Annotated in this window: 16 protein-coding genes; 9 read left to right on the top strand and 7 right to left on the bottom strand. The window is 45.9% G+C overall.

What is annotated here, in order from left to right; genetic code table 11:
* Window positions 1–338: 338 nt before the first annotated feature.
* Complete coding sequence (gene rdgC, locus OCU87_RS13600; RefSeq protein WP_206422922.1) at window positions 339–1250, bottom strand: recombination-associated protein RdgC; 912 nt, start codon at window positions 1248–1250, stop codon at window positions 339–341.
* A 167-nt stretch (window positions 1251–1417) separates the two neighbouring features.
* Between rdgC and OCU87_RS13595 the strand changes: the two genes are divergently transcribed.
* The 5 genes from OCU87_RS13595 to OCU87_RS13575 all read left to right on the top strand — a co-directional run bounded on the left by OCU87_RS13595 (window position 1418) and on the right by OCU87_RS13575 (window position 9841).
* Window positions 1418–2659 carry an exonuclease SbcCD subunit D C-terminal domain-containing protein gene (locus OCU87_RS13595; protein ID WP_062691369.1) on the top strand — a complete coding sequence of 414 codons (1242 nt, stop codon included), beginning with the start codon at window positions 1418–1420 and terminating at the stop codon, window positions 2657–2659.
* Between the two features lie 19 nt (window positions 2660–2678).
* Window positions 2679–6479 carry an AAA family ATPase gene (locus OCU87_RS13590; RefSeq protein WP_261857388.1) on the top strand — a complete coding sequence of 1267 codons (3801 nt, stop codon included), beginning with the start codon at window positions 2679–2681 and terminating at the stop codon, window positions 6477–6479.
* Between the two features lie 208 nt (window positions 6480–6687).
* A complete protein-coding gene (gene phoB, locus OCU87_RS13585; RefSeq protein ID WP_062691344.1) occupies window positions 6688–7377 on the top strand; it encodes a phosphate regulon transcriptional regulator PhoB in 690 nt (229 codons plus the stop codon).
* An 80-nt stretch (window positions 7378–7457) separates the two neighbouring features.
* On the top strand, window positions 7458–8768 hold the full coding sequence (gene phoR / locus OCU87_RS13580) for a phosphate regulon sensor histidine kinase PhoR (RefSeq protein WP_062691370.1): 1311 nt from the start codon (window positions 7458–7460) through the stop codon (window positions 8766–8768).
* A gap of 71 nt (window positions 8769–8839) precedes the next feature.
* A complete protein-coding gene (locus tag OCU87_RS13575; protein ID WP_315972476.1) occupies window positions 8840–9841 on the top strand; it encodes a PstS family phosphate ABC transporter substrate-binding protein in 1002 nt (333 codons plus the stop codon).
* A 129-nt stretch (window positions 9842–9970) separates the two neighbouring features.
* Here OCU87_RS13575 and ppx read toward each other — a convergent pair whose 3' ends face one another.
* From ppx to OCU87_RS13560, 3 genes are read right to left on the bottom strand one after another with little or no spacing between them, the layout of a single operon-like run.
* A complete protein-coding gene (gene ppx, locus OCU87_RS13570; protein WP_261857387.1) occupies window positions 9971–11494 on the bottom strand; it encodes an exopolyphosphatase in 1524 nt (507 codons plus the stop codon).
* Complete coding sequence (ppk1, locus tag OCU87_RS13565; RefSeq protein ID WP_062691345.1) at window positions 11463–13583, bottom strand: polyphosphate kinase 1; 2121 nt, start codon at window positions 13581–13583, stop codon at window positions 11463–11465. Before ppk1 ends, ppx begins: the two co-directional genes overlap by 32 nt.
* 56 nt (window positions 13584–13639) lie before the next feature.
* Window positions 13640–14155, bottom strand: coding sequence for a glycine cleavage system protein R (locus OCU87_RS13560; RefSeq protein WP_261857386.1), 516 nt, complete (start codon window positions 14153–14155; stop codon window positions 13640–13642).
* A 319-nt stretch (window positions 14156–14474) separates the two neighbouring features.
* On the opposite strand from OCU87_RS13560, the gene OCU87_RS13555 reads away from it, so the two are divergent.
* The 4 genes from OCU87_RS13555 to phoU are packed head-to-tail and all read left to right on the top strand — an operon-like array spanning window position 14475 to window position 19973.
* Window positions 14475–16751 (top strand): ABC transporter permease subunit, encoded by a 2277-nt coding sequence (locus tag OCU87_RS13555; RefSeq protein WP_261857385.1) that lies wholly within the window; start codon window positions 14475–14477, stop codon window positions 16749–16751.
* A gap of 28 nt (window positions 16752–16779) precedes the next feature.
* A complete protein-coding gene (pstA, locus tag OCU87_RS13550) occupies window positions 16780–18417 on the top strand; it encodes a phosphate ABC transporter permease PstA (RefSeq protein ID WP_261857384.1) in 1638 nt (545 codons plus the stop codon).
* 10 nt (window positions 18418–18427) lie between these two features.
* On the top strand, window positions 18428–19246 hold the full coding sequence (pstB, locus tag OCU87_RS13545) for a phosphate ABC transporter ATP-binding protein PstB (RefSeq protein ID WP_094956928.1): 819 nt from the start codon (window positions 18428–18430) through the stop codon (window positions 19244–19246).
* Window positions 19247–19256: 10 nt separating this feature from the next.
* Window positions 19257–19973 (top strand): phosphate signaling complex protein PhoU, encoded by a 717-nt coding sequence (gene phoU / locus OCU87_RS13540; protein ID WP_062691349.1) that lies wholly within the window; start codon window positions 19257–19259, stop codon window positions 19971–19973.
* On the opposite strand, the gene OCU87_RS13535 is transcribed toward phoU, so the two are convergent.
* From OCU87_RS13535 to ppk2, 3 genes are all read right to left on the bottom strand, one after another.
* Entirely contained in the window at window positions 19966–20904 is a 939-nt protein-coding gene (locus OCU87_RS13535; RefSeq protein WP_062691350.1) for a LysR family transcriptional regulator, read from the bottom strand. The genes phoU and OCU87_RS13535 overlap by 8 nt on opposite strands.
* 264 nt (window positions 20905–21168) lie before the next feature.
* On the bottom strand, window positions 21169–21924 hold the full coding sequence (locus OCU87_RS13530; protein ID WP_261857383.1) for a YadA C-terminal domain-containing protein: 756 nt from the start codon (window positions 21922–21924) through the stop codon (window positions 21169–21171).
* A 407-nt stretch (window positions 21925–22331) separates the two neighbouring features.
* Complete coding sequence (gene ppk2, locus OCU87_RS13525) at window positions 22332–23138, bottom strand: polyphosphate kinase 2 (RefSeq protein ID WP_062691352.1); 807 nt, start codon at window positions 23136–23138, stop codon at window positions 22332–22334.
* Between the last annotated feature and the right edge of the window lie 6 nt (window positions 23139–23144).

Below are 23144 nucleotides of genomic sequence, written 5' to 3'. Positions count from 1 at the left end.
TTCTCTGTGTCTGATTGCAAATCAGGCCGCAATCACCTAGTGATGCGGAAGGAGGCGCGATTTTACTGTGAACTCGCCCACAAAGGCAATATAAGGATAGGAATAGACCTAGATTTAGAGCGGGTACTGCGAGTGATTATCAACTAGAGGCATGAGAGCGTGTTATTTACCGAACCGCTTAATTGTGATTCTTGCTAGAAGCAAGTAAATCGAAGTAAGTAAAAAAAAGAAGTCCGTAAAGAAAGATGTCTGTAAAAAAGAAATTAGTAAAAAAAGTTCGTAAAAAAAAGGCTGCCACAGTGGGCAGCCTTGTAAATAGATTGAACGAGGCGAGCGCCTTATTCTTTGGCTTCTAAACCGCCAAGCACTTCAAATAGGTTTGGTAAGAACGCCGAGAATTCACCACACATCAGCGAAAGGTCTGCATCAATACGGGCAGCCACTTCTTCGCGGTCAATGTCTTCGTTTTCATCTTTTAATTCATCGCTGAATTTTAGACGCTTCACGGATAGGTCATCGCTAAGAATGAAGTCGATGCGATCTTGCCAGTTAAGCGAAAGCTTAGTGACTAGTTTGTCAGCTTCGATGTGTGCCAGAATTTCATCACAGCTCAAGTCTTGCTGTTTACAACGGATCACACCGCCGTCTTCTAGCATGGCTTTGAATTCAGCTTCTTCACCAATGGTGAAACCTGTTGGGCTCGCGTTTGAACGTACCCATTCAGTCATCGTCAGTTCTGCTGGTTTTTCTGGTGTAACAGGTACAACAGGCAGGCTACCGATGGATTTACGTAGCAGTGCTAGTAAATCTTCTGCTTTTTTGAAGCTACCTGCATCCACAATCACATAGCCTTCTTTAGGCATGATCAGTGCGTAAGTTTGTGAGTGACGGCTGAATGCGCGTGGTAGAAGATCCATCACGATTTCATCTTTGATGGTGTCTTTTTCTGTTTTCTTCAACTTACGACCAAGATCTTTTTCTTGCATCTCGATCTTGTTGTTCATTGATTCTTTGATCACAGAAGCAGGCAGCATTTTTTCTTCTTTGCGCGCGCAAATAAGAATGTTGTCACCCGCAACATGGGTAAACATATCACCGTGTTTACCTAAAGCGTGCGCCCAGCCAAATTTGTGTTGGTCTTGGCTTCCACAAGGCGTGAAGCGGAATTCTTCCAACTGCTTTTCAAGTTGATCTGGATTAAGGTCGATTTCGCGAGTAAAGCGATAGGTCAGTATGTTTTTAAACCACATCATGGCTGCTACAAATCCTAGGTTGGGCATTAGGTTGCCAATCTTATTGTATTTCTGATTTGTTTGCTGTGGTTTTTAGCAAATTCTCCTGCATATAGCTTTGCTATCAAAGCCAGTGGGTTACAATCGATAGCAGTAAATCACTGGGTAGCGTGAATAAAATTGTTATGAAAATCCTCCACACATCAGATTGGCATCTTGGCCATCAACTGCACGGTTACAGCCGTGATTATGAGCATCAAGCATTTCTTGATTGGTTAGCTGACACCTTAGAGCAGCACCAAATTGATGCCTTATTAGTGGCGGGGGATATTTTTGATACCGCAAACCCGCCTGCAAGTGCATGGCGGATGCTTTATCGCTTCTTGGCGCGACTGGCGAAAAACATGCCGCAGCTAGATGTGGTTATGATCGGTGGTAATCACGATTCGCCAAGCAAACTGGATGCCCCCCATGAGCTGCTTAAAGCGTTTGATTTGCACATGGTCGGCGGTATTCATCGCCATGACGATGGTGAACTAGATTGCGACCGTATGCTGGTACCACTGACTAACCACAGCGGTGAGCAAACGGCTTGGGTCCTTGCGGTGCCATTTTTGCGCAGTGCCGATTTACGTACAGACGCGCTAGAAGACGATGACGATCGCTTAATCAAAGGGGTTGAAACCTTATACGCAGAAATGACAGTGGCTGCCCGCGAACGTTGTACCGATCAGCAAGCTTTGATTGGGATGGGGCATGCGTATATGGCGTCGGGCAAGTTATCTGAAATGTCAGAGCGCCGCGTATTAGGCGGGAATCAACATGCGCTACCTGCCTCTATTTTTGCGGATGATATTAGCTATGTCGCGTTAGGGCATTTACACCTAGCGCAGCGCGTTGCCAAGCAAGAACACATTCGTTATAGCGGTTCGCCATTGCCATTATCGATGTCGGAGCGTGATTATAAACACCAAGTGGTGATCACTGAGTTGTCAGGCGCGCAAGTGGGTGAGATTGAGCAAGTATTTATTCCACGGACGGTCGACATGCTCAAAGTGCCGACCAAACCAGCACCACTGGATGAGGTGATTAAAGCCCTTGAAGCGCTTGATGTTGACGCGCTACCACGTGAGCAACAACCGTTCTTAGAAGTGCATGTTTTGCTTGATCAACCACAAGCTTTACTGCGTGAAAAAGTACTGCAAGCTTTAGATGGCAAAGCGGTTCGTCTTGCCAAAATTACCCCGCACTATCAGCAAACAGAGCAGGAAAATCCGCTCAATCAGCGTCGATTATCTGAAGTTTCACCCCAACAAGTTTTTGCCTTGAGCTGGGCGAAAAAATACGAAGGTGAACCAAGTGCTGCCATGACGGGGGCGTTTGAATCTTTGTTGGTGCAAGTTGAAGAAAGCGATACAGCAGAATAAATAGGCTGGGGAATTAAAGATGAAAATTTTAGCATTACGTGGTGAGAACCTTGCCAGCCTTCAGTCTAAGTTCGAGATTGATTTTGCCAATGGCCGTTTGGGTGACAGTGGTTTATTTGCGATTACCGGCAAAACAGGATCGGGTAAATCCACCTTACTGGATGCCATTTGCTTAGCGATTTATGATCGTATTCCTCGCTTGCAAGCCAACAAGAAAAACGATGCCGAAATTGGCCGAGATAACGACAATAGCCGTATTAAAGCCAACGATGTGCGCAGTATTTTGTCGCGCGGCAAAGCAGAAGGCTTTGCTGAAGTTGATTTTGTTGCTAACGACGGTAGCTTTTGGCGTGCTCACTGGTACGTTCGTCGATCTCGTGGACGTGCTGATGGGCGCATTCAAAACTCGGAACAGTGGCTGGAAAATATTGAAACTGGTCAGCGATTTGCGGGTAAAAAACAAGAGCTGCAGGCAGAGATAGAGCGTTTAGTCGGATTGAACTTTGAGCAGTTTCGTCGTGCTGTGATGCTGCCACAAGGTGAATTTGCCGCTTTCCTAAAAGCAGGTGCCGATGAGCGTGCTGCGCTGTTAGAGCGTATGACGGGCGGTGAGATTTATGGCCGTTTGTCGGTAGCGGCTTACGAGCGAGCACGAGAAGAAAAACAACAGCTAGAGCAAGTACAAAAACAGCTGGGCGACATTGCGTTGCTGTCTGACGAAGACAAGCAGGCGTTAAATGAACAACTGGCGACACTCAAGCAAACCTTGTTGCAGTTGACGACCAATATTCAAGTGTTCAAGCAGCATCAACAAGCCGTGGCATCTGAGCAACAATTGGCGGCGCGGGTGAGTGTAACCAAAGATCAGCTAGTGGCAGCCACTGAACAACAAACGGCTGCCAAGCCGCGTTATCAGCAACTTGAACAGATAGAACAAGCTCAGCCAGCCCGCAGTGATTACGTATTGTTGCAACAAGTACAGCAGCGTATTTCAACACTGGTTACTGCATTGCACAGTGCAGAGCAAGCGGTGAATACGCAGCAGAATCAAGCGAATAGCGCCAACAGTTCCGTCACGCAGGCTAAAAAAGCGGTTGCCGAGATAGATCACGCTTGGCACGCGCTAGAACCAAAGCTAAAAGAAGCTGCACGGCTAGATGAGCAGCTCGGGATGTACAAAGAGCAAGGTACTCAGCAGCAGAAAGCGCAGCAAGCATTAGCAAGTAAAGTGACCGAGCAGCAGCAGGTAGTTACGAAAAATCAGCAACACCAGCAGCAGTTGCAACACCAGCAACAGCAGCTTGGTGTTTTCTTTGAGCAGCAACAAACCATTAAGGCTGTTTCAGGCCAGTACGATGCGGTGCAAAGTAGCCTGAGTCAGTATCTAGCGGCGCACCGTCAGCTCAGCACCTTGAGCAAAGAAAAGCAGACGATCGAAAAAGATCAACGAGATCATCAGGCTCAGAAAGAGACAGTGGATCAGCAGCTAAACGATCTTCATCGTCAGCGCCAAGAAAGTGAAACGCAATTGGCCGGGCTTGATTTTGATAGTCTTGCGGAGCAGCAAGCGACGGAGCAACAGCAGTTACAACAACAGCAATCCACCTTAGACAATCTGCGTAGTGGTATTGCGGTATTGAAAGAAAGTGAAAGCTATCTGGCGCAAATACAAACCCGTTATGGTGAGTATCAGCAGCTCGTCACGGATCAAGTGGCGGCAGAACAACGTTTAGCTGAGATTCAACCGGATATCGCGGCGCTCAAAATTCGTCATCAAGAAGCCGAAACCATTTTACAGCAAAGCCGTGCGGTACTTAGTCTGAGTGACTACCGTGCTCAGCTACAACCTGATGAAGCTTGCCCTTTGTGTGGTTCGCATGAGCACCCTTATGCGAGCGATGAACCTGCTGTTGAAAGCTTACTGACGGCGCAAAGCCAGAATCTTCACGCGCTTAATCAGCAAATGCAGCAGCTTGAAAATGAAGCCCATACTTTGCAGTTACAACAGCCTAAGCTGCAGCAGCGTATGGCAGGGTTAAACGATGAATTAACACGTTTACAGCCACTGTTCACTGCTCCACTGAGCCAGCATTGTGATTTGCTGGTGGCACTAAACGCCGATGGTGGGTTAGTGGCTTTGCAGCAGCTTGATGTGTTTAGTGACGAACGGCCAAACAGTGCGGTGATCACTCAGCAACAACAACTGTGGCAGCAACAGCTTGAAGGACAGTTAGCGGGTTACCAAGCACTGCAACAAAGCCTAACAAAACGCCAAGCGCAGATGAATCAGGTACGCCAGCAACAGCAAGTACTCCAGCGTTTACAGCAGCAAGAAGGTGCCCTAAAAGAGAGGCTGAGTCAGCTGCAACAACAGGCAGCGCAATGGCAAGAAAGGGTGCACTCTATTCAGCAACAGAGCCAAGTACAGCAAGAGATTTTACACGGGCGTGATAATGCGTTGAATGCTGTATTTAACGGGGATGAGTGGCTTCAACAGCTACGTCAGTTGGGTGAAACGCAATATATCGAACAGCTTCAACAAGCGGTTGAGCACTATCATCAGCAAACGCAAACATTGGAACAAGTTGAGAAGCAGCTGATCGATTTAGCACCAGTGCTGGCCACCCAATCTTTGGCACTGACGCAAGCGCAAGATGATTATGCTGAGATGGACAAAGCTCATCAACAACTTAACCAAACTATAGAGCAGCTCTGGCTGCAACGTTGTGAGCTTATTGGTGAGCAGGCGGTTACGACGCTAGAAGATAGCCACAAGATATCGTTGGCCAAAAGCCAAGCACAGTTAGCTGATGTAGAAACGCAGTTGCGCCAAATCCAAGATGGTTTAACAGCAGCAGCCACCAATGTGGTGAATATTAAACAGCAGCAAGCCGATGCAGAAAAAGAGCGTGAAACCCATCAAGCAACGTGGCAGCAGTGGTTGGTTAAATTCACACTTGAAGAAGCCCAACTAACCGAGCTGTTGAATAAAGATGAGGCATGGTTAAGCCAAGAGCGGTCGGCGCTGAAAGCGTTTGAACAAGCCGTCTCAGCAGCGCAAACATTACTGGTTGAACGTGAGCAAGCCTTACTTGAATATCAGCCAGTATTACAAGCGGCCAAAACGTGGTTTAGCGAACATCAATTTGCGGACGATCTTGCCCAGCAAGCTGAACAATTAGCTGATTGGGAGAGCATGAAATCATCGCAAGATGAGCAGGTGTTCCAACTACGCCAACAGATTGATAATGCAGAAAAAGCCGAGCAGCAAGTCGGTAACTTGAAACAGAAGCTGATCGCTCAGCAAGAACAAGCTGATTTGTGGTTACAAATGAACGAACTGATTGGCTCAGCGACTGGGAATAAATTCCGCACCTTGGCACAAGGGTTAACCTTACAACAGCTGGTGGTACTCGCCAATGAGCACTTGCACGACTTAGCGCCGCGCTATGCGCTTCAACCTGTTCCCAATAGTCCGCTCGCACTGCAAGTGATCGACCACGATATGGGTGACGAAGTGCGAAGTGTGGAATCATTATCTGGCGGTGAAAGCTTCTTGGTGTCGTTAGCATTGGCGCTGGCGCTGGCTTCCCTGGCGGCAGATACACGTCAACTAGGCTCGCTATTTATCGATGAAGGCTTTGGTACGCTCGATCCTGATAGCCTTGAAATGGCGCTTGCTTGTTTGGATGCGCTGCAAGCTGATGGCCGTCAGATTGGGGTGATTTCTCACGTTGGCACCTTGGTGGAACGTATCGGCGTTCAAGTGGCCGTTGAAGCCATGGGGGGCGGGCGAAGTCAGATTGCGATCCGAGGATAACGGTGATTTACCTTCTCTAATTGATTGATTTGTAATGTAGCATCTGTCGGTTTGATAGGTGCTATATACGTCATACAAAATTAATTGGGAGGTGAAGCAAAGCTTTCATCGTGACGATGACTTTTATTACAAGAGGTCACAAAAGTGTCATAATTAACCCTGATAATGACGCCGACGACAGCAAACGACAATTAGGTAATAGATCACTATGGTAAGACGGATTCTTGTTGTAGAAGACGAAGCACCCATCCGCGAAATGCTGTGCTTTGTACTTGAGCAAAAAGGTTATCAAGCAATTGAAGCTGAAGATTATGACAGCGCGCTTGAAAAGATTTGCGAACCATATCCTGAGCTTATTTTGCTCGATTGGATGCTACCTGGTGGTTCGGGCATCAACCTCATCAAGCACCTTAAGCGTGATGAAATGACACGTCAGATCCCTGTTGTAATGTTAACTGCACGTGGTGAAGAAGAAGATAAAGTCCGTGGTTTAGAAGTCGGTGCCGACGACTACATCACTAAGCCTTTCTCACCGAAAGAGCTGATGGCCCGTTTAAAAGCGGTAATGCGCCGAGTGTCGCCAACGTCGTTGGATGATGTGATTGATGTCCATGGCTTGAAACTCGATCCTGTTTCTCACCGTGTGACTTCGAATGAATCACCGTTAGACATGGGCCCGACTGAATTTAAAATGCTGCACTTCTTTATGACGCATCAAGAGCGTGTGTATAGCCGCGAACAGTTGCTCAATAATGTGTGGGGCACCAATGTATACGTAGAAGACCGTACCGTAGACGTGCATATTCGTCGTTTACGTAAGGCGCTAGAGCCTGATGGTCACGATAAAATGGTACAAACTGTACGTGGTGCAGGTTACCGTTTTTCTACGCGTCTATAGTCAATAATTGCTCAGAGTAATAGCTGCAAAAAGGTAGATAGGGTTCCGTATTTATCTCGATGCGCAGTGTTGAGGTAAACATGGTTGAACGCTTGTCGTGGAAAAAAATGGTGTGGGAGCTGTTGCTCATTTATTTGCCGTGGGTTGTTCTCGGGCTGATTTTTGACACTGTCCCTATGTCATGGTTTCTACTGGTTGGTACTTGGCTACAATTAGCATGGCATTTTCATCATCAATTAAAAATGTCGAATTGGCTATGGAAAGAGCGCAGCCTAACGCCTCCTTCTGGCTCGGGGAGCTGGGAACCCTTATTTAATGGTATTTACCGATTACAGCAACGCAATCGTCGTCGCCGTAAAGAGCTCGCCACTATTATTCGACGTTTCCGTAATGGTGCCGAATCATTGCCGGATGCCGTGGTGGTATTTCGCAGTGAAGGCAACATTGTGTGGTGCAATAAACTTGCCCAACACCTACTTGGTTTCCGTTGGCCTGATGATGCGGGTCAACCTATCAGCAATTTATTGCGCAGCCCTGACTTTGTTCGTTACCTGGCAAAGCAAGAGTTTGAGCAACCGCTTGAAATCACCGCGCCGTTTAATTATGACCGTACTTTAGAGCTACGTATTATGCGCTATACCGAGGGTGAATTCCTGATGGTGGTGCGTGACGTGTCTCAGGTGAAGCAACTGGAAGGCATGCGCCGTAATTTCTTTGCTAATGTTTCTCACGAATTACGTACGCCAATGACGGTATTGCAAGGCTATCTCGAAATGTCGAAAGACCCAGAGATCTTAGCTGGCCCTATGTGGGGTAAAGCACACGGTGTGATGACGGAACAGCTGGTTCGTATGAACTCTTTAGTTGAACAGTTGCTCACCCTTTCTAAAATTGAAGCCGCGCCGAATATTGAACTTGAAGAAGTCGTTAATGTTCCTGCGATGCTGGAGATTCTAGAAAAAGAAGCGGTATCACTCAGTGGCGATCGGGGTCATCAATTCACGTTTGATGTTGATGATAACCTGCATGTATTTGGCGATGATGATCAACTGCGCAGTGCGATTTCTAACTTGGTTTATAACGCCGTAAAGCATACGCCAGATGATGCGGCGATTAATGTACGCTGGTATCAATCATCTGAAGGGCCGCGCTTAGAAGTGACCGATAGCGGCGATGGTATTGAGCTGCAACATATCCACCGTTTGACCGAGCGTTTTTATCGGGTTGATAAAGCCCGTTCTCGTGAAACGGGGGGAAGTGGTTTAGGCTTGGCGATTGTGAAGCATGCATTGAGTCATCATGACTCACAATTAGAGATAATCAGCGAAGTGGGTGAGGGTTCAACATTTGCCTTTACGCTACCGAGCCGATTAGTTTCGCATGCCGCTTAAGGGTGAATAGCGAGAATAATTATAGAGCGATCACTGTGTGATCGCTTTTGTCGTTTCAGTGGAGCGGATGGATGAAAGCAAAAGGTAAGGTAATTATCGGCGGCATGCTTTGTTGCTGTGCGGCGTTGGTCGCAACGGCGCAAGCTTCAGTGCAAGAGCCTGTGAACCTACAAGAGTTGCCTATTTATCAACGTGTCGCAGGGATCTCTGGCAATTTATCATCGGTCGGTTCAGATACGCTGGCGAATTTAATGACCTACTGGGCTGAAGAATATAAACGTTTATACCCTAACGTGAACATTCAAGTACAAGCCGCGGGCTCATCCACTGCGCCGACGGCATTAACGGAAGTTACCGCCCAACTCGGGCCAATGAGCCGTATGATGAAGGCGCGTGAAGTGGAAGCCTTTGAACAAGAGTATGGCTATAAGCCGACCTCTATTCGTGTTGCCATTGATGCATTAGCAGTGTTTGTACATGAAGATAATCCACTCAAAGGGATTAACTTTGAGCAGCTCGATGCGGTGTATTCACGCACATTACGTTGCGGTGCTACTCAGCCAATAGAGCGTTGGTCACAACTGGGTTTAACGGGACGCTGGGCTGATAGAACCGTGCAGTTATTTGGTCGTAACTCGGTGTCGGGTACTTATGGCTATTTTAAAAAGCGTGCATTGTGCCACGGTGATTTTCGTAATAACGTCAATGAACAGCCGGGCTCTGCGTCTGTAGTGCAGTCGGTATCAACATCGCTTAATGCGATTGGCTATTCAGGGATTGGTTATCAAACCACGGGAATACGTGCAATTCCAGTCGCACGTGAAGGCACTGACTATGTCGAAGCTACGGTAGAAAACTCTGTGTCAGGGGCTTACCCGCTTGCTCGTTATTTGTATATCTATGTGAATAAGCACCCCACGCAACCATTAGCGCCTATGGTGGCGGAATTTTTCCGTTTTATTTTGTCGCAACAAGGGCAGCAAGTGGTAGAAAAAGATGGTTATATCCCTGTGCCTGCACATGTCGTGTTAGAAGATTTAGCTCGACTTGGATTAGCACCAGCGCTTAAGTGAGCTGATGGTGATTAGCGAATGTATATAGATAACAACGCCAGCATGATGCTGGCGTTGTTATTTCTATTTCTGCGTTTGTTTAGGTTTGCTTAGGTTAGGTTAGGTTAGGTTAGGCTAGATTGGATTAGGTTAATCATCATCGTCAGTGAGCGGTGTGATCTCCAATTCCCAGCCGACTTTGGTCCAATATTCTTGTTCTTTACGTAAATCGGCAGCCAGCAGTTTATTGTCTTGCTCCCAACCGTCTTCTAATGTCAGGGTCCAAGCTTCTTTATTCGATGTCACCGACATTGTTGGGAGTGGTAAATCGGTGCGCTGACCGTTTAAGGCTACTGCAAGACGCAAGGTGCGGATCAACGGGTAAAGATGCTTACGCTTATAAATGCTTAAGACTGGCATTTCTTCCAGTTTTAGCGACTTACGCTGAAAGCGTACCAAGGTAGCAAGCACCGTCTGTTGTTCTAGATTAAAGCCAGGCATAGTGCTGTGGCGCAGCAGGTAAGCGGAGTGTCGATGAAAGCCGGGATAGCTAATACTTAACCCCACTTCATGCAGTAATGCGCCCCAGCTAAGCAGTGGCTGCAATTCTGATTTTGCCAAACTAGGATGCGCATCAATTTGGCTGTAAATCGTTTCTGCTGTTTGTTTAACACGCTTCGCTTGAATGGTGTCTATGTTGTATTGCTGTGCCATCGCATCAGCGGTGCGGGTGCGAATATCACTATGACGAAAGCGTTCTTCCATCTCGTATAACAGGCCTTCACGCAATGCCCCGTCAGAGAAAATCATTTCATCAATATTCAGTGATTTGAACACCCCAGTTAAAATCGCGACCCCAGCGGCAAACACAGGTTTACGATCATCACTGAGTCCTTCAAGCTCAATATCATCGTTATGCTTGAATGACAGCAATTGTTCTTCTAACCATTGCAGTCGCTTAGCGGTGATCACGCCATCGGCATGGCCTTTAGCGATTAAGACCTCTCGAATAGCTTTGATCGTACCAGAAGAACCAATGGCGGTTTCCCAGCCTCGCGTTTGGTAATTGGTCGCAATACTTTCAATCTTTTGTTGAGCGGCAAGTTGAGCGCCATTGAAGTTTTTGGCGCTGATTTTACCGTTATGAAAGTAGTGCTGGTTATAGCTGACGCACCCCATGTGTTTGCTGTAAGCCAATTGTGGGGTGAAGTTATCGCCTATGACTAATTCGGTACTACCGCCGCCAATATCAACGACCAGTTTCTGGCCGCTATCGGGCTGGGTGTGCGCGACGCCGAGATAAATTAAGCGGGCTTCTTCGGTGCCGGGAATGATCTCTATGGGATAGGGGATAATGGTTTCGGCGCGTTTGAGAAAGATATGGACGTTACGTGCTTGGCGCAGGGTATAGGTTGCCGCAATGCGGACATTTTCAGGTTCGAACCCTTGTAGCCGTTCAGCAAACATGGCCAAGCAATTTAGGCCGCGTTGAATGGCGGCCTGATTTAAGTTTTGATGATCATCTAAGCCAGAAGCGAGGTGAACACGCTGTTTATGACGACTGATGATTTGCAAGCTTTGCCCGACGATCCGAGCAACGACCATGTGAAAGCTGTTCGAGCCAATATCAATGGCGGCAATTTCACGCGGTGACGAGTGGTTGAGTGCTGTCATGCTTGATTATCGCTTTTTCTGCTTGTTTTTTTAGTTGCCGCTCGCTGTATTTCACGTACTCGTAAATGGCCATCTGAGATCGAACCTTACGACGATTACCGCGAGCGACGTATTGATTACTCATGTCTTTATCAAGAATACGCGCTTTTACAGTATCAGTGAGTTGGATTTGGAGAATATCGATAATTTTTTTCTTCAATTTGGGATCGTAAATAGGGCAACCGACCTCAATGCGGTTATCAATATTACGTGTCATCCAATCGGCTGATGAAATGATCACATCGGGATCGCCATTGTTACCAAAAACAGCGACGCGAGGGTGCTCTAAGAAACGGTCGATAATGCTAATGGCGCGAATGTTTTCACTGATCCCTTCAATACCAGGCACCAGTGTGCACATACCGCGCACAATTAAGTCAATCGATACTCCTGCATTGCTGGCTTGATACAGCATGTTAATGAGGCCTTTATCGACCAAATTATTGACCTTTAAAGTGATACTTGCAGGCAGTTGCTGCTTAGCGTGGGCGATTTCACGATCAATTAAATCGTACAAGCGGGCACGGGAATTTTTAGGCGACACGATTAAGTGGTCAAATTCGATAGGGCGGTATGGATTTTCGATATAGGCGAAGGCTTGGCGAACTTCATTAGTGAGGTTTTCATCGCAAGTAAACAAAGAGAAGTCCGTATAAATACGGGCTGTTTTCTCGTGAAAGTTACCTGTGCCAAGGTGGGCGTAACGCACAAACTGATCACCTTCTTTGCGTGTAACTAAACACAATTTAGAGTGGATCTTGAGCCCCGGTACGCCAAATAAAACGTGTACGCCAGCCTCTCGTAGGCGACGCGCCCATTCGATGTTGGCCTCTTCATCAAAACGCGCTTGAAGTTCGACCACCACAGTTACGCGTTTGCCGTTATTAGCAGCATCGATCATTGAATCTATTATTCGTGAGTTTTTGGCGACACGATAAATGTTAATTTTGATGCTGATAACTTTTGGATCAAATGAGGCCTGGCGAACAAACTCCGTCATGTGACTAAAGGTATGGTACGGGTAGTGCAGCAAAATATCTTGGGCTTTTATCGCATCAAAGCTATTGCGAGACTGCGCGAAGTGGTAGCTCTCTATTGGCGGTAGAGGTTTGTTTTCTAAATACTTTCTCCCTACATTGGGAAAGCCGATAAAGTCTTTGAAGTTATGGTAACGGCCGCCAGGAATAATGCTGTCGAAGTTGGATACTTTGAGTAAGTCACTGAGCACATTGATCATTTCGCTGGGCATGTCGCGTTGATAAACAAAACGAACAGGCATCGCGGTTAAGCGTTGTTTTAAGCCTTCCGACATTTGTTCCAGCAAGCTTTGCTCTAGCTCTTGCCCTAAATCATATTCGGCATCGCGAGTCATTTTCATGGAATACGCCGCGAGGCTTTCGTACTCAAATAAGCCACAAAAAATATCATCGAGGAAATAGCGAATGATGTTATCTAACAGGATCAGCGTTTTTCGGCGCTTACTTTTGGCTTCGGGTAATTCAATGAAGCGCGGTAATTGATCGGTCGGGATTTCGATCAAGGCGTAACGCGTTTTATCATGATGACGCATTTCAATGGTGAGGTAAGAGTATTCATCTTTTAAAAATTGTAATAAATCAATGTCATCAGTGATTAGGATTGGCGTGATATGGGGTAAGATGTGTTGGCGAAAATAGCGGCGTAGCCATGGTTTTTGGTGGTCATCTAGCTGTTGTTCGCTGACTAAAAAAATATGACGACGTGCCATTTCGAGCAAAAGTTCGCTGTAAAGTGCATCAAAATCTTGATTCATTTTGAGGGCACGGCTCTGAATTTTACTGAGCAGGTGTTTAGCACCATCATTGATGCCTTGCTCTTGAGTGATGAGAATACGGCGTTTGATATCAGCAAAGCGTACTTTGTAAAATTCATCGGTATTACTTGAGAAAATGCCCAAGAAACGCACCCTCTCTATCAAGGGAACTGATTTATCTGCGGCTTCTTGTAAAACACGTTCATTAAAAGAAAGCCAGCTCAGTTCTTTGTCGATATAGAGGGTGTCTGTGCTCATGGATATCCTATTCTTTATTGTTGCCAATAGTGCCTGTGGCTGGCAGTGAATACAGGCTAACTCGCAACAAGGCTTTCATCAAAATCGACAGTCAGATCATCGGCAAGGTTTTCCAGCTCTTGTTGCACGGTATCTAACTCAAGAGCAGGTGGCAGCTCTAAGTCGAAATGGGCCGTAAAAATAGGATAGCCCCAATTGGGCGCACTTTGCGTCTCTGTTTCTAATTTGTCGATATTGACGCCGAGTTGGCTCAGCAAGGTGGTGACATCTTTGACGATGCCGGGGCGATCATTGGCGGTAATACAGCAGTGGTGCAATTTTGTTGCTGGTTGGGCGTCGCTGTGCTCTTCAACAATTTGGATCTGAAGGGCATCGATTTTAGATAACGCTGAACGTAAAACGGCAACATGCTGTGAGGCCACTTCGATATGCAGGATACCCGCAAATTGTCCTGCCAGTTTACTCAGGCTGCTGCTCAACCAGTTACCATTATTGCTATAAACAGCATCAGACAGTTGTTCAACTAGGCCCGGACGATCTTTACCAATGACTGTAATAACTAAATGTTTCATACGAATATCCTTCTTCGATTAAAAAATGCACACGATCTCATTATCAGAGGCGAGTTAGGATCTGTCCAGAGTGGTGAAGAAAGACAGGGGAAAATATGCCCAAGGTCTAAATTTAAGTGTGTTGATGCATTTAAGTTTCAGCTAAGGGAATCAACATGCTGCTTGTAGTGTAAACATTGAATATTGCTGTTTCATGTCCGTTCAGTGGCATATAACATGCTGAAATAGACTGACTTTATGCATCTCAGATTGACTTGTCACATAATTGTCATCTAAAAGAAATAGTATTCTATTACGTAAAACTAGGTTAGAGGTAAAAATGGCAGACGCCAGCACATTGTTCATCGGAGAGAGCCGCAGCCGTCGATTAAAAGACAAGATGGTGCGCATAGGCGTGATCGCTGGTGGGATATCTGTGTTGCTGATGTTGGTATTGATCTTTTTCTACCTGCTGTATGTCATTTTACCGAGCTTTAAACCTGTCACTGTCGAGCCGCAAACATCGTTTGTGGTGCCAAGCCAAGACCAAACGTTGGCGGTCGGCATCGAAGAGCAGAACTTATTGGCCTATCGTTTTGGTAGCGCGGGTGAATTGCAGTTTGTTTCTTTGCAATCTGCATCATCAGGAGCTCTGTCTGATTTACCACCGCAAACCATTTCGATTGTTGCTCAGCCAACCGCTTTTGCACGCTCATTACCGCGAGACCAACTATTTGCCTACGGCACCAATAAGGGTGGTGCTGTGGTGGTCATGCCGAATGTCAAAACGCATTTTATAGGTACGGATAAGCAGCAAGTGCCGAGTGTGGATTACCCACTTGGTGACACCGCATTACAGCTTGATCCTGACGGGCAAGCAATCCAGCAATTGGCATTGGCGGTCGAAGGGCAACAAGGAATGATTGTCGGAATAACAGATGATCAGCGTTTAGTCGGGTTACGGTTATCTGCTCCTCGCAATGCGTTACAAGAACATGGCACGCAATGGTCTGAGCAAGCCATTGATTTTTCATCTTTGCCTGCATATTTATCCAATCAGGTTCGTCGTATGGCACTGACACCGGATGGGCGTACGTTATATCTACAGCGCGAACGCCAACTTGCGGTGATTGCCATTGATAAAACAGCAGAAAAAAGTTACGCCCGTTTACGTGATGTGGTGACAGTGGCGCCTGAGTCCGCCACCATCACGGATGTGAGCTTGTTGTCGGGTGCTAATTCTTTGCTGATCACTACTGACAATAAGCATGTTTCTCAATGGTTTGAAGTGTTGAATGACGGTAAGTGGTCACTGACTCATATTCGTGATTTTCCATTATCTGATAGCCCTGTGATGCAGCTTGTTCCTGAGCATTTTCGTAAAAGCTTTTTTACCTGGCAACAAGATGGCACCTTGTCAGCATTTTATGCCACATCGCCTAATTCGGTGTTTCAGTCAACCAAAGTGGCGACGGCCTTTTCACCTGAATCTGCGGTAATGGCGATTTCCCCACGAGCCGATCGCTTGTTGGTGGTAGAGGGGGAGCGCTGGCAATTTTTTGATGTTGATAACCCGCACCCTGAAATGCGCCTTGCATCGCTGTGGCAAGAGGTGTGGTACGAAGGGTATCCAGAGCCTGACTATGTGTGGCAATCGACATCGGCAAGTGATGAGTTTGAACCGAAGTTGAGCTTAGTGCCGATAGTTTTTGGGACATTAAAAGCGGCGTTATACGCGATGTTTTTTGCCATTCCATTGGCATTGGCTGGGGCGATTTATACGGCTTATTTCATGTCGTCGAAAATGCGCAGTATTGTGAAACCCACCGTTGAAATTATGGAAGCCTTGCCAACGGTTATTCTGGGTTTTTTGGCTGGCATTTGGTTAGCCCCAATCGTCGAGAATAACCTTGTTGGCATTATGCTGAGCATAGTGATGTTTCCCCTGATGATTTTTATGGTGGGGGCGATATGGTCAGCGCTGCCAGGACGGTGGGTTAATGGTTTGCCTAATGGCCTGCATATTATGTTACTCATGCCTGTTATTGTGCTAACTGTATATGGTTGTTTTGCTATTGGCCCTGTGGTTGAAAAGATTTGGTTTGCAGGTGATGCGCGGATTTTCTTAAGTAACGAGTTGGGTATTGGTTACGATCAACGTAACGCGCTGGTGGTCGGTATAGCGATGGGATTTGCGGTGATCCCGACAATTTTTTCAATAGCAGAAGATGCCATATTTTCTGTGCCAGGCCATTTAACCAGCGGCTCACTGGCACTCGGGGCGACGCAGTGGCAAACCTTAACTCGGGTGGTGTTGTTAACCGCAAGTCCAGGGATCTTCTCGGCGATTATGATGGGTTTTGGCCGTGCTGTTGGCGAAACGATGATAGTGCTAATGGCGACAGGTAATACGCCCATTATGGATTGGAATGTGCTGGAGGGGTTACGCACCTTATCCGCCACGATCGCGATTGAAATGCCAGAATCTGAAGTGGGTAGCTCGCATTATCGGGTGTTGTTCCTCGCAGCCTTTGTGTTGTTTGTATTTACTTTTTTCTTTAACACTATTGCAGAGCTGGTTCGTCAGCGTTTGCGAGACAAATACAGTTCGTTATAACGTTAAGTAGAGCGACTAAAGAGTATGAATGGGTAAGTGGTTTAAATCAGGCTCGCCGTGGATTTGGTTAACGGCTGGCGCAGTCAGCCTAAGCTTGATTGCAGTATTAGGATTATTATTATTGATTGGTTGGAAGGGGCTTAGCTACTTCTGGCCTGCGCCTGTCTATCAGTTTGATATTAGTGTTGATGGTAAACCGCAAACAGTGATTGGCGAAGTTTACGAACGTAAGCTGATCCCACTTACCCAGCTGCAAGATGCAGGGATCGATACATCAGCAATGACAGATACGCATGAACCACGCTATCTGATTAAAGTCGGTAACCGTGAGCGTGTCGGTTTAGATTTTATGACCATTCTTGGTAGTCACATTAAGCAGCAAACCTTAGCGGATGATATTGCGGTTATCGATCGTGACCAAAATGGTAAGTTCTACGGTTACCCTGTTAGCTATATTGATGATGGAAAAGTATTGCCAATCAGTGAATTGGCAGCGGGACTCGTACAAGCAGAAACTATTCGGCAAGAATTAGATCGCATTAAACAAGAAGAGTTTAGCCATATTAACTGGCAGCTTGAAAACTTACGGGTTGAAGAACGTAAGTTAGTGTTAGCGAAAACCATGACAGAGGCAGATCAAGCGCGAATAAGTACTGAGCGTGATGCGCTAAATCAAGCGTATTTAGTGTTAGAGAAAAACTTGTTTGCGTTGCAGTCTCGCCTTGAAAGTGATGCTTTGGTTGTCCGTGATATGACGGGCGAAAATGTCACCTTACCAATTGAACAAGTGCTGGATGTTTGGTATCCCAATAACCTTAGTTATATCGGCAAGCTAGATCATTGGGTGCATCAAGTGGGTAAGTTTTTGCGTGACGATCCGCGTGAAGCGAATACCGAAGGGGGTGTTTTCCCCGCTATCTTCGGCACTGTCTTTATGGTGATGCTGATGAGCGTGATAGTAACGCCCTTAGGTGTGATGGCGGCGATTTATCTTCATGAATATGCAGGTAAAAATGTACTAACCAAAATTATTCGCGTAGCGGTGATTAACCTCGCGGGTGTGCCCTCGATTGTTTACGGTGTATTTGGCCTAGGTTTCTTTGTGTACATGGTTGGCGGCACCATTGATGATGTGTTCTTCTCTGCACAATTACCGGCACCAACATTTGGTACACCTGGCGTGTTGTGGTCAGCATTAACTTTGGCGATTTTGACCTTGCCAGTAGTGATTGTATCGACAGAAGAAGGTTTAGCCCGTATACCTAATTCTGTGCGTCACGGTTCGTTAGCGCTAGGTGCTACGCAGGCTGAAACCCTGTGGCGGATTGTATTACCTATGGCAAGCCCTGCTATTATGACGGGCCTCATTTTAGCGGTTGCCCGTGCCGCAGGTGAGGTTGCCCCCTTGATGTTAGTTGGGGTGGTAAAAATGGCGCCGACATTGCCTATTGATGGCAATTTCCCTTATGTACATTTAGATCGTAAGTTCATGCACCTCGGTTATCATATTTATGATGTGGGCTTTCAAAGCCCGAATGTTGAAGCGGCAAGGCCCTTGGTGTACGCCACCTCATTTTTGTTGGTGACGGTGATCATAGGCCTTAACTTAACGGCGATCGGTATTCGTAATCACCTGCGTGAGAAATTCCGCTCTTTGGAACAATAGCGAGAGAGATATGTTGTCAGTAAATCCAAGCATGGGCTTATTTGAGCCACTCGATTTAGCCTCGTTACCTGAAGAGCAAACAGCGCTATCGATTGAAAACCTCGATTTATACTATGGCCAAACGCAGGCGCTATTTAATATCAATATGCGGATTGCCAAAGGGCAGGTAACATCCTTTATCGGCCCCTCAGGCTGCGGTAAATCAACCTTATTGCGCTGTATTAATCGGATGAATGAGCTGGTGGAAGGCTGCCGTGTTGACGGTAAAGTCATGCTTCATAAACACAATATTTATGATAGCCGCGTGGATGTAGCTTCGCTTCGCCGTCGTGTCGGCATGGTATTTCAACGGCCAAACCCGTTTCCAAAATCCATCTATGAAAATGTGATTTATGGGCTGCGTTTGCAAGGGATTAAAAATCGTCGCGTATTGGATGATGCGGTTGAAAATTCACTGCGCGGCGCAGCACTGTGGGATGAAGTGAAAGATCGCCTACACGAAAATGCCTTTGGCTTATCGGGTGGTCAGCAACAACGCTTAGTGATTGCTCGTGCGATTGCCATAGAGCCTGAAGTACTGTTATTGGATGAGCCAACCTCGGCACTGGATCCGATTTCGACTCTGACGATAGAAGAGCTGATTAACGATCTTAAAACTAAATACACAGTGATCATAGTTACGCACAATATGCAGCAGGCTGCGCGTGTTTCAGATCAAACCGCTTTCATGCACATGGGCGAGTTGGTGGAATACGCCAACACCAACGATATTTTTACAACGCCGAAAGAAAAACGTACCGAAGATTACATCACGGGACGCTACGGTTAAGGAGCAACAAATGTTAGATAATTTTAGCCTTGGCCGTCATATTTCAGGTCAATTCAATGCAGAGCTTGAGAGTATTCGTACCCATGTATTAGCTATGGGCGGCTTGGTTGAGCAGCAATTAGCGGATTCACTTAAGGCATTGCACAAGCAAGATGCGGAATTAGCCAAGCGCGTGATCCGAGATGATCACAAAGTGAATTCCATGGAAGTGGCGATTGACGAAGCCTGTACGCGTATTATTGCGAAACGTCAGCCAACGGCCAGTGATTTGCGTTTGGTGATCGCAATTATTAAAACCATTACCGATCTTGAGCGTATCGGAGATGTTGCGGAAAGTATCGCGAAAGTGGCGCTCGAAAACTTCACGAACAAGCAATACAACCTATTGGTATCGCTTGAAGCTTTGGGTCAGCACGCAGTCCGTATGTTACACGAGGTGCTAGATGCATTTGCACGTATGGATGTTAAAGCGGCGATTAAGGTGTATCAAGATGATGACCGTATCGATCGTGAATACGAAGCGGTTGTACGCCAGCTAATGACTTATATGATGGAAGATCCTCGCTCAATTCCCAATGTTCTAAAAGTGATGTGGTCAGCGCGCTCGATTGAACGTGTGGGCGATCGCTGTCAGAACATTTGCGAATACATCATTTACTTTGTTAAAGGTAAAGATGTTCGTCATACCTCGCCAGAGGAAATTGAAGATATCCTTAAGCTCAGCTAACTGTTGTATTCTTCCGTTGGGCTAATAATTCACGGACTAACTCGGTTAACCACAGTGTGAGCGGATCTTTACTATTTTTATATGGGCAAAAAGAGACCAGCTTATATTGGCTAAGGGTTGGATCGACTTGTACTGTGATTTTTCGATAATCAGGGTGCGGGTAATTAAACAGATCATGGATACAAGGAAACAGCATGTCTGTTTCTTTAATCACTTCAAGTACAGTTTGTGCAGAAGTCGATCGAAAACAAATGCGGGCAGGTAAGTTGTTTTGAGTCAAAATACGCTCAACGTCGCTTATTTGCTCTGTTCTGTCTGGGATAATTAAACAGGCAAATTCGTATTGTGAGGCTTCTTCCATTGTAATGTGTGTGCCGCTAAATGGATGGTTTTGTCTAACGAAGACTAATGAGTCACCATTCATCAACTCCTTTCTCATCAATGCCTTACTTGTGTTTTCTATGTCATAGTTAATCCCTAGCAGTGTTTCTCCTTGCTGAATGTCCGTTAGTGTTGTCGCCGACCAGTTAACGATTTCAACATTGAGGTTAGGTGACATTTTATGGATTTTTAAATAAAGCTCACTGCCAATAGAGGCGAGAAATTGCGGGGCAAGTGCAACGCGTATTTTCCCATCAAGTTCTGCTGGGGTGAACTCTAGAGTGCTATTGAGGGCTTTGGATAAGCTATCCATAGCGGGCGTTAAGTGGTGGTAAAGTTCGTCAGCGTAAGGCGTTGCGGTTAAACCCTGCTTTGTCTTTATAAAGAGTTGATCATCAAAGTGGTTTCGTAAGCGTTGCAGCGCATGACTAACAGCGGGCTGAGTGACAAATAGACGTTCTGATGCTTTGCGCAAGTTTTGTTCTTGAGCAATGATGATAAAGGTGCGCAGTAGATTTAAATCTAAATTTGCAGACAGATCCTTAGCCATGTTTTCTCTAACCATTTTGGTGTGTTTATTCAAGTTATCACAGTGGTTTGGGAATACTAGTGTTATGGCTAGCAAGGGTGCTTTGAAGCAAAAAAATCCCTATCCAGATAGAAACCAATAGGGATGAGAGTAACCAAAATGGCTAAGGATGTTTCGTGGGACTTAGAATAATAAATAAGCGCAATTAGTGGGCCCCCCTATTAGTTAAAATCTATTAGTTAAAACTGATCAGTTAAAACCAATTAATAGGAGGGCAGAATTGTATTATTTAAAGCGGTATTGAACACCTACACCACCGGCAACATCTGAAGATGAATACTTGCCGCTTGTTTCGTAGTGGAAGGTACCTGAAACACTTAACTGCGAGTTAATACCGTAAGCACCACCCAGTGCTATTGCTTCTTTAGAGCCAGAAAAACCGACACCAGCGCCCATCGCAAATTCACCCGTTGCAACATAAGGACGTGCATTTGTTACGGCATGCAAGCCAGCACGGATACCGTCCATTTGTTCATCGACTTCGCTAAAACGGCGGTTTGTTTCTTCGGCAAAATCGTTGAATGTCTTTTCTAAATTATCGATACGTACCGATTCATTTGATTTTGGTTGTACGCCAAATTCAGGGTCGATCTCTGGCTCGATTGGGTGAACGGGTGGTAATTCAATCGGATTTTCTGGTTGTCCTTCGATGGGTTGCGTTGGCTTTTCAGCTTCAATTGGATGCTCTGGTGGGATCTCAATTGGGTTAGATGGCCCAGGCTGAATTGGATTCGTTGGCTTCATTGGCAAGTCTGGGTGTTCTGGTTGAACTTCAATTGGATTTGATGGTGTTGGTTCAATTGGGTTTACCGGACGTTCTACTTCGATTGGATTCGATGGAATCTGCTCGATAGGGTTTACTGGGCGCTCAATTTCAATTGGGTGTGAAGGTTCAGTCGCGATTGGCTGGCTAATATTTGCTGCCATTGCGGTGGTTGAAAATAGGGTGGCTAACGAGATAGCGATAACTGATTTTTTCATCTTAGATACTCTCAATATAAATGTTTTTAGGTTTAAAAAGTTTTTTTTGTCGTATTAACTCTAAAAATTAAGCGTTTAGATTGAACGTCCTGCTCAGTAACCCTGATAACTCGAGAGTTCATCGCGCTTCCCTTGTCGACGAGGAGATAATAAAAGTTGGCGATTAATTACTCTAATCACCAGTATTGATATCAATGATTACTGAAACTTATGAGTGATGAATATGATGAAGTTTGGATGTAAGGGGAGGAGCGTTTGGAGGATGAAATGAGGTGTGAATTAGAGGCTCTAAATAGGTTAACGGCTTTTATTTCGATAGAAGTACCCAATGGGGTTAAGCAATCAAAAGCGATTACACGACCTTCTAATTGCTTTCTGGTTTTGTCTGAGGTGGGTGCTGATGCTTTTTATTTATTGAAGCGATCAGGGACAAAGGTTTGCTGATCGAGTGGAGAGCGTATGTAACCGTCTTTGTTGACATCGGGTAGGTCAATATCGGGGTAACTCAAGGTTTGATACGGGATATGGGCCAGTAAGTGGGAGATGCAGTTAATACGGGCTTTCTTTTTACTGTCGGCATCCACCACCCACCATGGACACTGTTTAGTATCTGTGTAAGCAAACATACGATCTTTAGCCGCAGAATATTCCACCCAGCGATTACGTGACTCTAAATCCATAGGGCTAAATTTCCAGCGCTTAATCGGTGTATTGATGCGCTCTAGAAAACGTTTTTCTTGTTCTTCGTCAGACACTGAAAACCAGTATTTCAGCAGTATAATGCCTGAACGTTGCAGCATGCGTTCGAATTCTGGGCATGATCGCAAGAACTCTTCGTATTCCTCTTCGCTACAAAAGCCCATGACTTTTTCAACACCAGCACGGTTGTACCAACTGCGATCAAACAGCACTATTTCACCTGCCGCGGGAAGGTGAGCCACATAGCGTTGAAAGTACCACTGTGTTTTCTCTTTTTCAGTCGGTTGAGGTAAGGCGACGACACGGCAAATTCGAGGGTTAAGCTTTTCAGTGATACGTTTAATGACGCCACCTTTGCCTGCTGCGTCTCGTCCCTCAAAAATAACCACCACTTTCATCCCTGAGTGTTTGATCCACTCTTGTAACTTGACCAATTCAACTTGAAGTCGTTCGAGTTCAGTTGCGTAGTCTTTCTTTTTTAATTTATCAGCAGAATCGATGAGCGGTGGGGTCATGCATCT

This window comes from Photobacterium sanguinicancri (assembly GCF_024346675.1).
In the GTDB taxonomy this organism is placed as follows: Bacteria; Pseudomonadota; Gammaproteobacteria; order Enterobacterales; family Vibrionaceae; genus Photobacterium; species Photobacterium sanguinicancri.
The sequence above is the reverse complement of the archived record's forward strand: the minus strand, read 5'-3'. Positions and strand labels throughout refer to the sequence as shown.

What these genes read in the sequence shown, in the direction of transcription:
- rdgC (WP_206422922.1), bottom strand. Translation starts at nt 1,250, where the DNA reads ATGTGGTTTAAAAACATACTGACCTATCGCTTTACTCGCGAAATCGAC.
- OCU87_RS13595 (WP_062691369.1), top strand. Translation starts at nt 1,418, where the DNA reads ATGAAAATCCTCCACACATCAGATTGGCATCTTGGCCATCAACTGCAC.
- OCU87_RS13590 (WP_261857388.1), top strand. Translation starts at nt 2,679, where the DNA reads ATGAAAATTTTAGCATTACGTGGTGAGAACCTTGCCAGCCTTCAGTCT.
- phoB (WP_062691344.1), top strand. Translation starts at nt 6,688, where the DNA reads ATGGTAAGACGGATTCTTGTTGTAGAAGACGAAGCACCCATCCGCGAA.
- phoR (WP_062691370.1), top strand. Translation starts at nt 7,458, where the DNA reads ATGGTTGAACGCTTGTCGTGGAAAAAAATGGTGTGGGAGCTGTTGCTC.
- OCU87_RS13575 (WP_315972476.1), top strand. Translation starts at nt 8,840, where the DNA reads ATGAAAGCAAAAGGTAAGGTAATTATCGGCGGCATGCTTTGTTGCTGT.
- ppx (WP_261857387.1), bottom strand. Translation starts at nt 11,494, where the DNA reads ATGACAGCACTCAACCACTCGTCACCGCGTGAAATTGCCGCCATTGAT.
- ppk1 (WP_062691345.1), bottom strand. Translation starts at nt 13,583, where the DNA reads ATGAGCACAGACACCCTCTATATCGACAAAGAACTGAGCTGGCTTTCT.
- OCU87_RS13560 (WP_261857386.1), bottom strand. Translation starts at nt 14,155, where the DNA reads ATGAAACATTTAGTTATTACAGTCATTGGTAAAGATCGTCCGGGCCTA.
- OCU87_RS13555 (WP_261857385.1), top strand. Translation starts at nt 14,475, where the DNA reads ATGGCAGACGCCAGCACATTGTTCATCGGAGAGAGCCGCAGCCGTCGA.
- pstA (WP_261857384.1), top strand. Translation starts at nt 16,780, where the DNA reads ATGGGTAAGTGGTTTAAATCAGGCTCGCCGTGGATTTGGTTAACGGCT.
- pstB (WP_094956928.1), top strand. Translation starts at nt 18,428, where the DNA reads ATGTTGTCAGTAAATCCAAGCATGGGCTTATTTGAGCCACTCGATTTA.
- phoU (WP_062691349.1), top strand. Translation starts at nt 19,257, where the DNA reads ATGTTAGATAATTTTAGCCTTGGCCGTCATATTTCAGGTCAATTCAAT.
- OCU87_RS13535 (WP_062691350.1), bottom strand. Translation starts at nt 20,904, where the DNA reads ATGGCTAAGGATCTGTCTGCAAATTTAGATTTAAATCTACTGCGCACC.
- OCU87_RS13530 (WP_261857383.1), bottom strand. Translation starts at nt 21,924, where the DNA reads ATGAAAAAATCAGTTATCGCTATCTCGTTAGCCACCCTATTTTCAACC.
- ppk2 (WP_062691352.1), bottom strand. Translation starts at nt 23,138, where the DNA reads ATGACCCCACCGCTCATCGATTCTGCTGATAAATTAAAAAAGAAAGAC.